Origin of the sequence: Rhodococcus shunpengi (assembly GCF_048381395.1) — a bacterium.
In the GTDB taxonomy this organism is placed as follows: domain Bacteria; phylum Actinomycetota; class Actinomycetes; order Mycobacteriales; family Mycobacteriaceae; genus Rhodococcus.
In genome coordinates this window covers 564571-578068 of sequence record NZ_JBLWIU010000036.1, presented here as the reverse complement: position 1 = coordinate 578068, position 13498 = coordinate 564571, and the positions used below count along the sequence as shown (strand labels likewise).

At 67.4% G+C, this 13498-nt stretch carries 13 protein-coding genes and 2 riboswitches; of the genes, 6 read left to right on the top strand and 7 right to left on the bottom strand.

Going from position 1 to position 13498, the window contains the following annotated elements; translation table 11 throughout:
• Positions 1-9 precede the first annotated feature (9 nt).
• From ACNJ7K_RS26650 to ACNJ7K_RS26640, 3 genes are read left to right on the top strand one after another with little or no spacing between them, the layout of a single operon-like run.
• Complete coding sequence (locus ACNJ7K_RS26650; protein WP_487042556.1) at positions 10-840, top strand: ABC transporter ATP-binding protein; 831 nt, start codon at positions 10-12, stop codon at positions 838-840.
• A complete protein-coding gene (locus ACNJ7K_RS26645) occupies positions 833-1495 on the top strand; it encodes a (2Fe-2S)-binding protein (protein ID WP_487042555.1) in 663 nt (220 codons plus the stop codon). Before ACNJ7K_RS26650 ends, ACNJ7K_RS26645 begins: the two co-directional genes overlap by 8 nt.
• Complete coding sequence (locus tag ACNJ7K_RS26640) at positions 1492-2052, top strand: DUF7676 family protein (RefSeq protein ID WP_487042554.1); 561 nt, start codon at positions 1492-1494, stop codon at positions 2050-2052. The genes ACNJ7K_RS26645 and ACNJ7K_RS26640 overlap by 4 nt, the downstream gene beginning before the upstream one ends.
• Before the next feature lie 21 nt (positions 2053-2073).
• Here ACNJ7K_RS26640 and ACNJ7K_RS26635 read toward each other — a convergent pair whose 3' ends face one another.
• The 4 genes from ACNJ7K_RS26635 to ACNJ7K_RS26620 form a co-directional block, all read right to left on the bottom strand.
• On the bottom strand, positions 2074-2847 hold the full coding sequence (locus tag ACNJ7K_RS26635) for an ABC transporter ATP-binding protein (RefSeq protein ID WP_106201382.1): 774 nt from the start codon (positions 2845-2847) through the stop codon (positions 2074-2076).
• Positions 2844-3896 (bottom strand): FecCD family ABC transporter permease, encoded by a 1053-nt coding sequence (locus ACNJ7K_RS26630; protein ID WP_487042553.1) that lies wholly within the window; start codon positions 3894-3896, stop codon positions 2844-2846. Before ACNJ7K_RS26630 ends, ACNJ7K_RS26635 begins: the two co-directional genes overlap by 4 nt.
• A complete protein-coding gene (locus ACNJ7K_RS26625; RefSeq protein ID WP_487042583.1) occupies positions 3896-4903 on the bottom strand; it encodes an ABC transporter substrate-binding protein in 1008 nt (335 codons plus the stop codon). Before ACNJ7K_RS26625 ends, ACNJ7K_RS26630 begins: the two co-directional genes overlap by 1 nt.
• Positions 4904-4981: 78 nt before the next feature.
• Positions 4982-5163: riboswitch (cobalamin riboswitch) on the bottom strand.
• Positions 5164-5391: 228 nt separating this feature from the next.
• Positions 5392-6294, bottom strand: coding sequence for an SDR family oxidoreductase (locus ACNJ7K_RS26620; protein ID WP_194699416.1), 903 nt, complete (start codon positions 6292-6294; stop codon positions 5392-5394).
• A gap of 175 nt (positions 6295-6469) precedes the next feature.
• On the opposite strand from ACNJ7K_RS26620, the gene ACNJ7K_RS26615 reads away from it, so the two are divergent.
• Positions 6470-7003 (top strand): Rv2732c family membrane protein, encoded by a 534-nt coding sequence (locus tag ACNJ7K_RS26615; protein WP_016691528.1) that lies wholly within the window; start codon positions 6470-6472, stop codon positions 7001-7003.
• Between the two features lies 1 nt (position 7004).
• Here the strand turns inward: ACNJ7K_RS26615 and ACNJ7K_RS26610 are convergent, their stop codons facing one another.
• Positions 7005-7805 carry an SDR family NAD(P)-dependent oxidoreductase gene (locus ACNJ7K_RS26610; protein ID WP_487042552.1) on the bottom strand — a complete coding sequence of 267 codons (801 nt, stop codon included), beginning with the start codon at positions 7803-7805 and terminating at the stop codon, positions 7005-7007.
• A 125-nt stretch (positions 7806-7930) separates the two neighbouring features.
• Here ACNJ7K_RS26610 and ACNJ7K_RS26605 point away from each other — a divergent pair, with 125 nt between their 5' ends.
• Together ACNJ7K_RS26605 and ACNJ7K_RS26600 are read left to right on the top strand one after the other, a co-directional pair.
• Positions 7931-8068: a hypothetical protein gene (locus tag ACNJ7K_RS26605; RefSeq protein WP_016691526.1), complete on the top strand. Its 138-nt coding sequence runs from the start codon at positions 7931-7933 to the stop codon at positions 8066-8068.
• Positions 8069-8127: 59 nt separating this feature from the next.
• Positions 8128-8919 carry a class I SAM-dependent methyltransferase gene (locus tag ACNJ7K_RS26600; RefSeq protein ID WP_230791420.1) on the top strand — a complete coding sequence of 264 codons (792 nt, stop codon included), beginning with the start codon at positions 8128-8130 and terminating at the stop codon, positions 8917-8919.
• Here ACNJ7K_RS26600 and cobF read toward each other — a convergent pair.
• A complete protein-coding gene (cobF, locus tag ACNJ7K_RS26595; RefSeq protein WP_487042551.1) occupies positions 8902-9648 on the bottom strand; it encodes a precorrin-6A synthase (deacetylating) in 747 nt (248 codons plus the stop codon). The two genes, ACNJ7K_RS26600 and cobF, sit on opposite strands and share 18 nt — an antisense overlap.
• Positions 9645-13244: a cobaltochelatase subunit CobN gene (gene cobN, locus ACNJ7K_RS26590; protein WP_016691523.1), complete on the bottom strand. Its 3600-nt coding sequence runs from the start codon at positions 13242-13244 to the stop codon at positions 9645-9647. The genes cobF and cobN overlap by 4 nt, the downstream gene beginning before the upstream one ends.
• Positions 13245-13297: 53 nt before the next feature.
• Positions 13298-13489: riboswitch (cobalamin riboswitch) on the bottom strand.
• Positions 13490-13498 lie beyond the last annotated feature (9 nt).

The window sequence follows — 13498 nt, the reverse complement described above, 5'->3', positions numbered from 1 at the left end:
AGCAGCACTGTGACCCCGAATAGCACTGTGACCCCGGGTGTGGAACTGCACGACCTCACGATCGGTTACACCCGGCGTCGGGCACTGCGACGCGGAACGGTCACCGAGGTGGCGTCCGGTCTCTCGGCAGTGGCCCGACGCGGCGAACTCACCGCCCTCGTCGGGCCGAACGGTGCAGGAAAGTCGACGTTGCTCCGGACGTTGTGCGGGCTGCAACCGGCGCTGCGCGGTCGGGTGCTCATCGACGATGAGGACGTGGCGACGGTGAAGCCCGCCGACCTCGCCACCCGCATCTCGGTGGTGCTCACCGAGCGCATCGACCCCGGCCTGCTCACGGTGCGCGAACTGGTCGCGCTCGGCCGCACACCGCACCTGCCCGCCAGTGCACGGCTGTCCCCCGAAGATCTGGCCGCGGTGGACCAGGCGCTCGGGGCGGTCGGCGCGACCCGCCTCGCATCCCGGCAGTTCTCCGAACTGTCCGATGGGCAACGGCAACGTTCTCTCACCGCCCGTGCCCTGGCTCAGGATCCGTCGCTGCTCGTCCTGGACGAACCCACCTCCTTCCTCGACGTTCCGTCGCGGGTCGAACTGGTGGACGTCCTCGGCCGTCTCGCTCGTGAACAGAATCTGGCTGTGGTGATGTCCACGCACGAACTCGAACTCGCCTTGCGCGTAGCCGACAGGATGTGGCTGCTGGGCACCGACCGGACCTTGACGTGCGATACGCCGGCGGCGCTGGCCGAGTCCGGACGGATCGGGGCGGCATTCGATCGGGGGCGGATGCGGTTCGATTCGCGCACGATGGTGTTCGATCTGAAACCGGAGGACAGCAGTGTCTGACCCAGCAGTATCCGGCGCGCGCGGGGTGCTCGAGCGAATCACCGCGTGGAGCCCGTACTTCCGTGTCGGTACCGGACCGGCGGACGCGGGCTGGCGCCCGACCTCCGAACTACGAGATGCCGCGACTCGCGATGCGCTGGTCCGTGCGATGTCGGAACGCATGAACACCGCAGAGCCGCGGGTCGCGGCGTCCACATTGTTCTTCGGTTTCGTCGCGCGACTGTGGTCGGTCGCGGTCGGTACCGTCACCACCTCCGGTCGCTGCGTTCGGCTCGACCCCGACAAGTTGCTGTGGCGCGACGATTCCGGTCTGCAGTTGCACATCGTCACCCCCGAATTCGGAAGCGACCCTGCAGCGGAAGTTCTCGACACCCAGATCGAACCGCTGATCGATGCGTGGCGTGATGTTGTGGCGCCGGGCGCTCTGTGGGGCAACACCGCCTCCGCACTGATCGGTGCCCGACGAGTCATCGGCGACGAAGCCCGGCCGCTCGTCGACGCACTGCTGCAGGATCCGCGACTCGTTCACACCATCGACCGATCCACCGGTCGCCGGCGCAGTTGTTGCTTGTACTACCGGACACCGTCCGGCGGTGTGTGCAGCGACTGCGTCTTCCCCGCGCCACCCCGACACATACCGAAGGAGATTCCGTGACCGTCGTGTTCGATCCCGAGATCATCACCACCGAGGACGGTGGGCGTGAACAGCGCTGGCCGTTGCCCACCGACGAGGACAGCCTGCTGCGGCTGGTGACGTTGCTGTTCGAAAACTACTGGGACGACATGTGGTTCGGCCTGCTCATCGAGGGCTCGGCACTGGAGGTCGCGGCCCCGAACGCGCCGAAGAAGATCGGGATGTACGACGGGTACGTCACCGTCGATTTCGGCCGGTGGCATTTCCATCTGTGCATCGGCGAACACACCGCGAGCGGTCCCGAACTGGGCCGGATCCGCCGCTGTGGCCGAGCAGAGCTGTATCGCAGGATCGGCAAGGACGACACCGTCACCTCCTGGGGTCTGCGCATGTTCAACGGGCGGGACGAGCAGATGCTCACGATCATGCTGCCCACCCCGTTCCTCACCAACACCCAGCAGCTGACCGAGGAACCGGTCTGGGAACACCTCGAGGCGTGGGACCGCATCCGCGCGGAATTTCTGGGGCTGGAACCCGATTCGCGGGACCGCACCGGCAAGGGCTTCCGTCACTCGTGACCATGTCACACGGCAATCCTGCTACGTGTAGGACGAGGCGCGAATCCGGTGGTAACGGATGACGGGTGTCCCCCCTTCGTAGGAGACCGCGGCACGCACTCCGTATACCTGTTGGATCATCTGTTCCGTCAGCGCCTCGGCCGGAGCGCCGTGAGCAACGACCCGCCCCTTCTCGAGCACCACCACTCGATCACAGAACATCGCCGCGAGATTGAGATCGTGCAGCGCGACGTAGGTCGTCACCGGCAACGCTACGACCCGTTCGAGGATGTCGAGCTGGTGTTGGATGTCGAGGTGGTTGGTCGGTTCGTCGAGCAACAGTTCTTCGGGTTCCTGCGCCAGAGCTCGGGCGATCTGTGCGCGCTGACGTTCACCACCCGACATCGCTCGCCACAACCGGTCGGCGTGTTCGGTCATTCCGGTCACCTCGAGCGCATGTGCGATGGCGGCGTCCCCGCCGTCGTCACGGCCGAGAACGTCGGCGTGCGGAATTCTTCCCAGCCGCACGACATCCCGTACCCGGATGTCGACCTCGGTGTGGGCGTGCTGCCCGACCATCGCGACGCGGCAAGCCAGTGTTCGACGGCCGAGGCTGTGGATATCGGTGCCATCGAGCGTCACCGCACCCGAGTCCGGACGATCGACTCCGGCCAGCAGGCGGAGCAACGACGACTTGCCCGACCCGTTCGGTCCGAGAAGTCCGATCGTCTCCCCGGGCACGGGAGCGATCGTCACGTCGTCGACGACGAGATGTCCGCCGCGGCTCCACCGCAGCGACTTTGCGGACAGTGTCACGGAGTACTCCTCGTACGGAAGAGGATCAGCGCGAAGGCCGGCACGCCGATCAGTGCGGTCACCACACCGACGGGAACCTCTTGCGGTGCGAAGACGGTGCGGGCGACCGCATCGACCCACACCATGAAGACCGCCCCGACGACGGCGGTGACCGGAACGAGACGACTGTGGCGTGGACCGACCAGGAAACGGGCCGCATGGGGCAGCACCAGCCCGACGAACCCGATCGCCCCTGCTGCACTGACCAGGACGGCGGTGATCAACGCCGTCACCATGAGGAACAGCAGACGGGTACGTCCGACCGCGATCCCGAGGGTCGCGGCGGTCGACGAACCGAATGTGAAGGCGTCCAGCGACGACGCCTTCACCAGGCACACCACGATTCCGGCGGCGCAGACCGCTCCGCAGAGCGCGACGTCGGTCCAGGTTGCTCCGCTCAGGGAACCGAGTAGCCAGAACAGCACTCCCCGAGTGCGTTCCGCGTCGGCGGAGGAGATGACGATGAACGATGTCAGCGCCGAGAACAGTTGTGTTCCTGCCACTCCGGCCAGCACCACACGGGAGGTCCCGCCCCCTGCCCCGGTCGCCAGCAGCAGCACGAGTGCGAAGGAGACGAGTGCCCCGAGAAAGGCTCCGCCCGACAACGACACGGCACCCCCGCCGATGCCCAGCACTGCGATCATCACCGCGCCGGTCGAGGCGCCCGAGGAGATGCCGAGCACGAAGGGATCCGCCAACGGATTACGTAACAACGACTGCATGATCACGCCACACACCGCAAGTCCGGCACCGCACACCGCGGCGAGCAAGGTGCGCGGGAGACGCAGTTCCCACACGATCCCTTCCCGAATCGCGGTGACGGAACTGTCGGCCAAGCCGAGACGGTCGAAGATCACCGCGTACACGTCGACGACGGACAACTCCGCCGGGCCGATCGTGACGGTCACGGCGATCGACAGTGCGAGAACGATCAGCCCCGCGACCACCACGACACCGGCCACCGGAGTCCGGCGCCCCTTCGAGGGTCGCCGGGCAGTGGACGTCACCATCAGCTGTCGAGATTCCACTCGCGCAGGGCGTCGGCGACCTTCTCGATGCCGTCGACCGTGCGGATGGACGGATTCAGGTCGGCGCCGTTGACCACGATGTACCGCCGGTTCTGCACCGCGCTCAGGCGCTGGGTGACCGGATTCGATTCCAGGAACTCGATCTTGCTGTCCAGAGCGTCCCCGGTGACGCTCCGGCGACTCAGGTCGGCCAGCACGAGTGCGGTCGGGTTGCGGTCGAGAATCGATTCCCAGCTCACCTGGGGCCACTCGTTGGTGGTGTCGTCGAAGACGTTCTTCGCTCCAACCGAATCGGTGATGATTCCCGACGACCCGCAGCAACCCGCCACATAGGGCGTCTCGATGTCGGCGAACCAGTAGGCGAGCGACACGCCGGCCGCGTTCACCTGCCCCGACACGCTGCCGTATCGCTGTTCGAGTTCGGCGACGAATTCCTCACCGCGCTCACGCACGTCGAAGATCGCGGCGAGGTCGCGGATCTCCTTGTACACCGCGTCCATGGTCAGCGGTTCGGTGCGGTTGCCGTCGGCGTTGACGCTGTTGTCGTCCTTGCCGTCGCAATCGGTGGGCGAGAGGTAGGCAGGCACCCCGAGTTGTTCGAACTGTGAAGGTTCGGCGACCCCACCGGCGCCGAGTGTGCCGCCGAAGGACGCCGAGACGAAATCCGGTTCCGTGTCGAGCACGACCTCGAAGGACGGCTTGTTGTCGGCCAGACGCGGAACCTTCGCGTTCTCGTCGGCGAGGTTCTCCCGAACGGGATCGGTCCAGGTCGCGGTGCCGACCATGCGGTCGGCGAGACCGAGCGACAGCAGAATCTCGGTAGATCCCTGATTCAGGGACACCGCCCGCTGTGGTGGCGCGTCGACGGTGAGCGTCCTGCCGCAGTTCTCGATGGTGAGCGGGTACGCCGACGCGGCTGTGTCCGGCTCGGGCGGAGTCGATTGTTCGTCGTTCGACGAGCATCCCGACACGGTCAGCGCCGCCGCCATCAATGCGACGCCGACGCGCACCACCGAATACCGCCTCGTACGGGCGGTGAATATCGAATTGTTCATGTCCATCCTCGTGGGTCCTGCTTCGGCGACGCAGGTGTCCTGGCTCCCGGATCGACGCTCGCCCCCGGCCTTCCAACCCGTGTGGGCCGTGACCATGCTGTTGGGGGATCACTCCTCGGTGACAGTTGCGGGACAGCCACGGATTCGCACCGTTGTTCCCTACGTCGCTACGAACAGTACAAGACCCGGCGTCGGTCCCGGAACCGCGCAACCGGGCGTCCGCCACCCATCGACACCGGATGAGGCACCCTGTCCGAATGACATCCGGCCGAAGAACCCTCGTCGTCGCATGCGCGCCGAAGGCTACCGTTTCCTGACGGTGTCGGAACTGCTCGACATGCAGTCCTCGTGAACTCCGGAGCGCGAAATGGTCATCGGTACGCGTTGTTACGCGCTCCGATGACCATTTCGCGCTCTGATCCTCAGGTGAACGGGACCCCGCCGGTGACGGCGATGGTCTCCCCGGTGATGTAGCTCGACTCCTGGGAGGCGAGGAAGACGTAGGCCGGGGCGAGTTCGGCGGGTTGGCCGGGGCGACCGAGCGGGGTGTCCTTGCCGAACTGCTCGTACGCGTCCTTCGGCATGGTCGCGGGAATGAGGGGCGTCCAGATCGGGCCGGGTGCAACCGCATTGACGCGGATGCCCTTGCCCGCCACGTCGGAGGCGAGGCCCTTGGTGAAGTCGACGATGCCGGCCTTCGTGGTTGCGTAGTCGAGCAGACCCGGCGACGGGCTCACCGCCTGGATCGAGGTGGTGTTGACGATCGTCGAACCCGGCGCCATCGCGGCGACCGCGTACTTCGACAGCCAGAACAGGGCGTAGAGGTTCGTCTTCATCACGCGGTCGAACTGCTCGGTGGAGATGTCGCCGATGCCGCCGGGCTCGAGGTGCTGATAGGCAGCGTTGTTGACGAGGATGTCGATGCCGCCGAGTTCGGACACCGTCGTGTCGATCAATCGCCGGCAGAACTCCTCCACTCGGAGGTCGCCGGGCATGCGCACCGCGCGGCGTCCCGCCTGTTCGACGAGTTCGGCGGTCCGCTTGCCGTCCTCGTCCTCCTCATCGAGATAGGCCAGGACGACGTCGGCGCCCTCCCGCGCGAAGGCGACCGCGACCGCCCGTCCGATACCGGAATCACCGCCGGTGATCAGGGCGCGACGACCTTCGAGTCGTCCGCTCCCCCGGTACGTCGCCTCACCGTGGTCCGGGGCGGAGAGCAGATCGGCGGTCGCGCCGGGGTAGGCGATCTCCGGTTGCTCCTCGAGCGGTGGAACCGGGTGCTGCTCCCCCGGGTGCTGCATGCGGTACTGGTCCTGGTCCGGCATTCTCGCCCTCCATCGATCGGGTTCGTAAGGGGCGGTACCCGGTGCACCGCGGCGCCACACCGGCACCGGTCCCGGGGGATGTCGGAGCATCATTGCAGGTGGACGACATGAGCGAGGTCACATCGACCTCCGGCGCATAATGGCCACCCATGTGTCGGAACGGAGAGGTCGAGGCATGAGCGCGGACGGTACGAGCGCAGACCTGTCGGCCTATCGGAACGACTTCGCCCGGATCGAGAAGAAGGTCGCCGGGGAGTTCGACGCCGGTCGCCGCGGACGGGTCCTGGCGATCTGCGTCGTCGTCCTGACGGTGTGCATGTTGCTTCCACAGACGTCGTCGGCATGGTCGTGGACGGTCTTCGGCAGTTGGTTCGGCGACACCGCGCCCGTAGCGGTGCCGCTGCGGATCTTCGCGGTCCTGGCCCTGGTGTTCGGGGTGGTGATCTCGACGCTGGCATTGTGGCTGCGACGGTGGAAGCTGGCGTCGCTCGCGATGCTCGGCTCGGGGCTGTCGTCGTTCTTCGGGCTGTTGGCGTACTGGTCGCAGGCGGGGATGATCACGAACGCTCCGCATCATCCGACCGTGGCGTTGATCGCCGAATGGCTGGTGATGATCGTGATGACGTCGCAGTGGTTGCCGATCGTGCTGAGCCGGTCGCCCACGGACGTCCCGCCCCGGCCGCATCCGCTGCGGACCGGTCGACGGTAGGTCAGCGCTCGACGAGCGAGCCCATCTTCTTCGCCAGGAACTCGATGCTGCGACGCGGCACGAGCCGGGCGAGCAGGTCGAGCATCATCGCGTCCTTGCCGATGCACACCCGGAAGGTGCCCTTCTCGATCGCGTCGGCGATCCTGTGTGCGGCCTCGGCGGACGAGGTGATCCTGAAGGAGGCATCGGTGTTGCGTCCCGGGATCGCGGCACCGGAGTTCTCGGCGATGCCGGTGCGGACGGCGCCGGGGAACACCAGCGTCACCGCGACCTTCGTCGTGCGCAGTTCGGCGTACAGGCCCTCGGTGAGCAGCTTGACCGCCGCCTTGCTCGCGCCGTAGACCGACTGGCCCGGCACCGGCACGAAGGCACCCATGCTCGACACGTTGAGCAGGCTCGCCTCGGGACGGCTCAGCAGCTCGGGGAGGAACGCCTTGCACATATGGACGACGCCCCAGTAGTTGACGTCGAGCACCTTGTTCATCTCGTCGTACGGCAGGTCTGCGAACGGGACGAACTTCTGGATGATGCCGGCGACGTTGGCGACCCCGTCGACCCGCCCGTGTGCTGCGGTCACCTCGCCCACCAGGGCTTCGACGGCGGCGCGATCGGAAACGTCGACCGTGTGGGTGGTCAGACGGTCGTCGTACGCGACCGCCAGGGCACGGGTGCCGTCGAGAGCCTCGGCGCGGAGGTCGACCGCCGCGACCCGCGCCCCACGCACGAGGAGTTCGAGGACGACGTCGCGTCCGATCCCGTTGCCTCCACCGGTGACGACGAAAATCCTGTCACGGATCTGCATGCTGCCTCCTCGTGTCGTTGGGTCCAGTCAATCCGGTCCGGCGACCCGACGCCACCCGAAGTGTGCGCGTGCACGTCTGCGGGTATCCGCCCGGACACGAGTCGGCCCAGCGTACGGAGGTAGAAGTGACGACGTCGAAGAAGAAGGACGACGAGGTGCGCAAGGACCCGCCGGGTCCGGTCGATCACGGTCGCAACGGCGGTATGGCGACCCGGGAGAACGCCCCCGAGGTGGTCGAGCGTTCGGACGACGACGAGAAGTGACCCGATCCGGACGATGTGAACGGCCACGAGGCCACCGATCGGGCCGATAGGTTGAGTACATGCAGTTCGCCGGACCGGCCGAACAGTACAACCGCTTCATGGGCCGCTACGCAGCGACGCTCGCGCCCGCCCTGGCGGACGCGGGTGGGGTGAGGGGCGGGCATCGGGTCTGCGACGTGGGATGCGGACCGGGTGGGCTCACCCGTGAACTGGTCGCCCGGGTCGGTGCAGCGAACGTCGCAGCGATCGATCCCGCTCCCCAGTTCGCGGCGGCGTGCCGGCAGATCGCACCGGAGATCGACGTCCGCGTCGGGGTGGCCGAGAACCTGCCGTGGCCGGACGGAACGTTCGACGTCACCCTGGCATCGTTGGTTCTCGGATTCATGAACGATCCCGAACTGGGTGTGCGGGAGATGGTGCGGGTGACCCGTCCGGGCGGCACCGTCGCCGCGTGCATGTGGGACACCACGGCCGGCGGGATGACGATGCTCCGCGTCTTCTGGACCGCAGTGGGAACGGTCGAGCCCGGCACTCCGGGTGAGAGGACACTGCCCGGTACCAGCGAAGGCGACATCGCCGACCGGTTTCGGCGGGCGGGTCTGCACGAGGTGGTCGGCGGCGCCCTGTCCGCGCGCGCCGATTACGCCGATTTCTCCGACTTCTGGGAACCCTTCACGTTCGGTGTGGGACCGGCCGGTCGGCACCTGGTCTCGATGTCCGAAAGGCACCGCGTCGCAGTGCGTGATGCCTGCCGGGCTGCTCTTCCGTCCGGACCGTTCTCGCTCGACGCCCGCGCCTGGTATGCGCGGGGAACGGTTCCGGACGAATGGAACTCACCCTCGCCGCAGTAAATAGGTGTCCATCACCCAGCCGCGGGCCTGCTTGGCCCGGACACGGGCCTCACGGATCGCGGGAAGCACCTCGGCAAGCTTGCCCGCGACGAGTTCTTCGTCGTCGGTTCCCAGATTCGCACCCCACCACACGCTCCACGTCCCGTCGAGGTCGGCGCAGGCAAGGCCGCCGTCGAGCATCACCACGATGTTCGACGCACCCGCTGCGACATCCCGAAGCAACCGACGACCGGTCGTCACGGTGATCGGCCCGCCGATGGTGTTGAGCACGAGACGATGTCGGGCCGCGAGCAGTTGCACGCTGCTGATACCGGGAACGACGTCGTAGTCGAACCACACCCTCCCGCGTTCGAGGATGCGTTCGACGACGCGGATCGTGCTGTCGTACAGGCTCGGATCCCCCCAGACCAGGAAGCCGACCGTCTCGTCCTCCGGAACCTGTTCGAGCAGAACGGTCTCGTATGCCTCGGCGCGGGCGGCGTGCCAGTCGCGCACCTCGTCTCCGTAGCGCTCCGGGTTCCGGTCGCGGGGCGGGTCGGGCACCACGACCATCCGATAGGAGCCGGAAGTGTGACGGCGCAGGATCTCTTCGCGGACCGCCACGAGATCGTCCACGCCCCGCTTCTTGTCGGGCACGAGGAAGACGTCGACGCTCTCGAGGGCGCGCACCGCCGCCACCGTGAGATCGTCCGGTCCCCCGGGGCCGATCCCGATGAGCCGAACCCTCACCCCCGGTCCTCGAGATCGCCCTCGACGTCGAGATAGGACTGCTGCAGTCTGTTCATCGTCTCGGGATCCGGTTCGGACCACAGCCCGCGATCGGCCGCCTCGGTGAGCCGTTCGACGATCCCGCGCAGCGCCCACGGATTCGCTTCGCGGAGGAACTGCTGGTTCTCCGGGTCGAGCGCATAGTTCTGTGCGAGCGACTCGTACATCCAGTCCTCGACCACACCGGCGGTGGCGTCGTAGCCGAACAGGTAGTCGACGGTCGCGGCGAGTTCGAATGCGCCCTTGTAGCCGTGCCGGCGCATCGCACCGATCCACCGCGGGTTGACGACCCGAGCGCGGAAGACCCGTGCGGTCTCCTCCGCCAGTGAGCGGGTGCGCACCGCATCGGGGGTGGTGGAATCGCCGATGTACGCCTTCGGGTCGGTGCCCGTCAGCGCCCGCACCGTCGCGACCATGCCGCCGTGGTACTGGAAGTAGTCGTCGGAGTCGGCGATGTCGTGTTCGCGGGTGTCGGTGTTCTTCGCCGCCACCGCGATCCGTCGGTAGTTCGCACGCATGTCGTCGGCGGCCGGAACACCGTGCAGCCCACGCCCGTAGGCGAATCCGCCCCAGGCCGTGTAGACCTCGGCGAGATCGGCGTCGGTGCGCCAGTTGCCGGAGTCGATGAGTTGCAGGATGCCGGCACCGTACGAGCCGGGCTTCGATCCGAAGATGCGCCGTACCGCACGGTCGGCGTCGCCGTGTTCGGCTTCGTCCCGCCGAGCGTGGGCTCGCACGTAGTTCTGCTCGTCGGGTTCGTCGAGGGCGGCGACCATGCGGATCGCGTCGTCGAGCATCCCGATGACGTGTGGGAACGCGTCCCGGAAGAAGCCGGAGATCCGGACCGTGACGTCGATGCGGGGCCGGCCGAGTTCCTCGAGCGGGATCACGGTCAGTTCGCGCACCCGACGCGACTCGGCGTCCCATTCCGGCCGCACACCGATGAGTGCGAGCACTTCGGCGATGTCGTCGCCGGCGGTGCGCATCGCCGAGGTCCCCCACACCGACAGGCCGACCGACTGCGGGTACTCCCCCGTGTCGGCGAGATACCGCCCGATCAGATTGTCCGCCAACGCGACACCGGTGTCGTAGGCGAGCCGGCTCGGGACGGCTTTCGGGTCGACGGTGTAGAAGTTGCGCCCGGTCGGCAGCACGTTGACCAGGCCGCGCAAGGGCGAGCCGGACGGACCGGCCGGGACGTATCCACCATCGAGTGCGTGCAGCACCGCGTCGAGTTCGGCCCTCGTGCCCGCGAGGCGGGGAACCACTTCGTCGGCAGCGAAGGTGAGCACCCTCACGACCTCGGAATCAGGATGGCCGAGCACGGTTTCGACGATGCGTGCAGATGACCCGGCGTGCCAACCGTCGTCCTCCATGGCCTGCACGAGCGACCGCGCGACGCTCTCGACGGCATCGACCTCCTTCGACGGAGCATCGGACTTCAGCCCGAGTGCGGTGCGCAGACCCGGGACGGCGTTGCTCCTGCCGCCCCACACCTGCGCGGCCCGCAGTATCGACAACACGAGATTCACTCGCGCCTCGCCGGTCGGCGCGTCGCCGAGGACGTGCAGGCCGTCGCGGATCTGCGCGTCCTTGACCTCGCACAACCACCCGTCGACGTGCAACAGGAAGTCGTCGAATTCGGCGTCGTGCGGGCGGTCGTCGAGTCCGAGATCGTGGTCCAGCTTCGCCGCCTGGATGAGCGTCCAGATCTGCGCCCGGATCGCGGGCAGTTTCGCCGGATCCATCGCGGCGATGTTCGAGTACTCGTCGAGCAGCTGTTCGAGACGAGCGATGTCGCCGTAGGATTCGGCGCGCGCCATGGGCGGGATGAGGTGGTCGACGATCGTCGCGTGCGCTCGGCGTTTGGCCTGCGCCCCTTCGCCCGGATCGTTGACGAGGAACGGGTAGATCAACGGCAGGTTCCCGATCGCGGCGTCGGTCGCGCAGGCGGCGGACAGACCCGCATTCTTGCCCGGCAGCCACTCCATCGACCCGTGTTTGCCGAGATGCACCACGGCGTCGGCACCGAAGCCGTGCTCGACCCACTTGTAGGCGGCGAGATAGTGGTGCGAGGGTGCCATGTCGGGATCGTGGTAGATCGCCACCGGATTCTCGCCGAATCCCCGGGGCGGCTGGATCATCAATACCACGTTGCCGGCTTGCAGGGTCGCCAGCACGATGGCGTCACCGTCGACGAACAACCGTCCCGGTGCCGGTCCCCACGCTTCGATCATGGCGTCGGTGAGCTCGGCCGGTAGACCGTCGGTCCACCGAAGGTAGTCGGAGGTGCTCACCCGCACCGGATTTCCGGCGAGTTGCTCGGCGGTGAGCCATTCCTCGTCCTGCCCGCCGGCATCGATCAGGGCGTGGATGAGGGCGTTTCCGGCCTCGGTGTCGTCCTCGACGTCCATGCCGGGGAAGCCGTCTCCCAGGTCGTATCCGGCATCGCGCAGCGCGCGCAGCATCCGGATCGCCGACACCGGCGTGTCGAGGCCGACGGCATTGCCGACACGGGAATGCTTGGTCGGATAGGCGGACAACATGACTGCGATCCGGCGCTGCGCCGGAGGTACATGCCGTAATCGTGCGTGCGCCACCGCGATACCGGCGACGCGTCGACACCGTTCCGGGTCGGTGACGTAGCGAGGCAGGCCGTCGGCGTCGAGTTCCTTGAACGAGAACGGCACCGTGATGATGCGCCCGTCGAATTCGGGGACGGCGATCTGCGTGGCCGAATCGAGCGGTGACACACCGTCGTCCGATTCCGCCCAGTCGTCGCGACTCCACGTCAGGCACAGGGCCTGCAGGATCGGGATGTCGAGCGCGGCGAGCGCTCCGACGTCCCACGCCTCGTCCTCACCTCCCGCGCTCACGGTGGCGGGTCGGGTGCCACCGGCCGCCAGCACCGTCACGACCAGCGCGTCGAGGGTACCGAGTTCGGCGAGCAGGTCGTCGGGCGCACCGCGCAGCGACGCGCAGTGGATCACCACGCCACGAGCCGTGCCGGTCGCGTCGATCGCGTCGGCGAGGTCGTGTGCGAACTGGACGTTTCCGCTGGTGTGGTGGGCTCGGTAGAACAACACGCCGACGCGCGGCAACCGCGCGCCGCCGGACGATTCGGGACGGTCGAGCACACCCCATTCGGGCAGCTCGGCGGGCGGTTCGAAACCGTCACCACCGAGCAACACGGTGTCGTTCAGAAAGGCGTGGAGCTGCCCGAGATTGGCCGGGCCGCCGTGTGCGAGATAGCGATGCGCTTCGGCAGCAATGCCGATCGGCACCGTCGAATGCTCCATGAGCTCGGCGTCCGGGGTCTGTTCGCCGCCGAGGACGATCACCGGGACACCCGCGGCGAGCACGGTGTCGAGCCCCGATCGCCAGCTGCGGGCGGAACCCAGGATCCGCACCACGACCAGGTCGGATCCGTCGAGCAGAGCGGGCAGTTCGGTGGACACGTCGAGGCGCGACGGGTTGCCGAGCACCCAGTCGGCACCGCTCGACCGCGCCGACAGCAGGTCGGTGTCGGACGTCGACAACAAAGTCAGGCGCGTCACGACGCAACCCGAAAACACAGGCGTACAGCCATGTTCAGTCTCCAAAACCCTCGTGGACCTCACGTGCCGTGGCCGGTCTCCTGGCTGACGGGTCGTCGCTGCTCCACCGACCTTCCCGGATTCCTCCAGTGGCCTCCGAACCGGCGGACCGGTACGGACGAGGGCGAGCAACTATCCGCTCACAGTGGCGAGGGCCGCGCCGGTTTCCCACCGGCTTCCCGAGCACCACGGCAAACCGAGAGTAGCGCACCTGT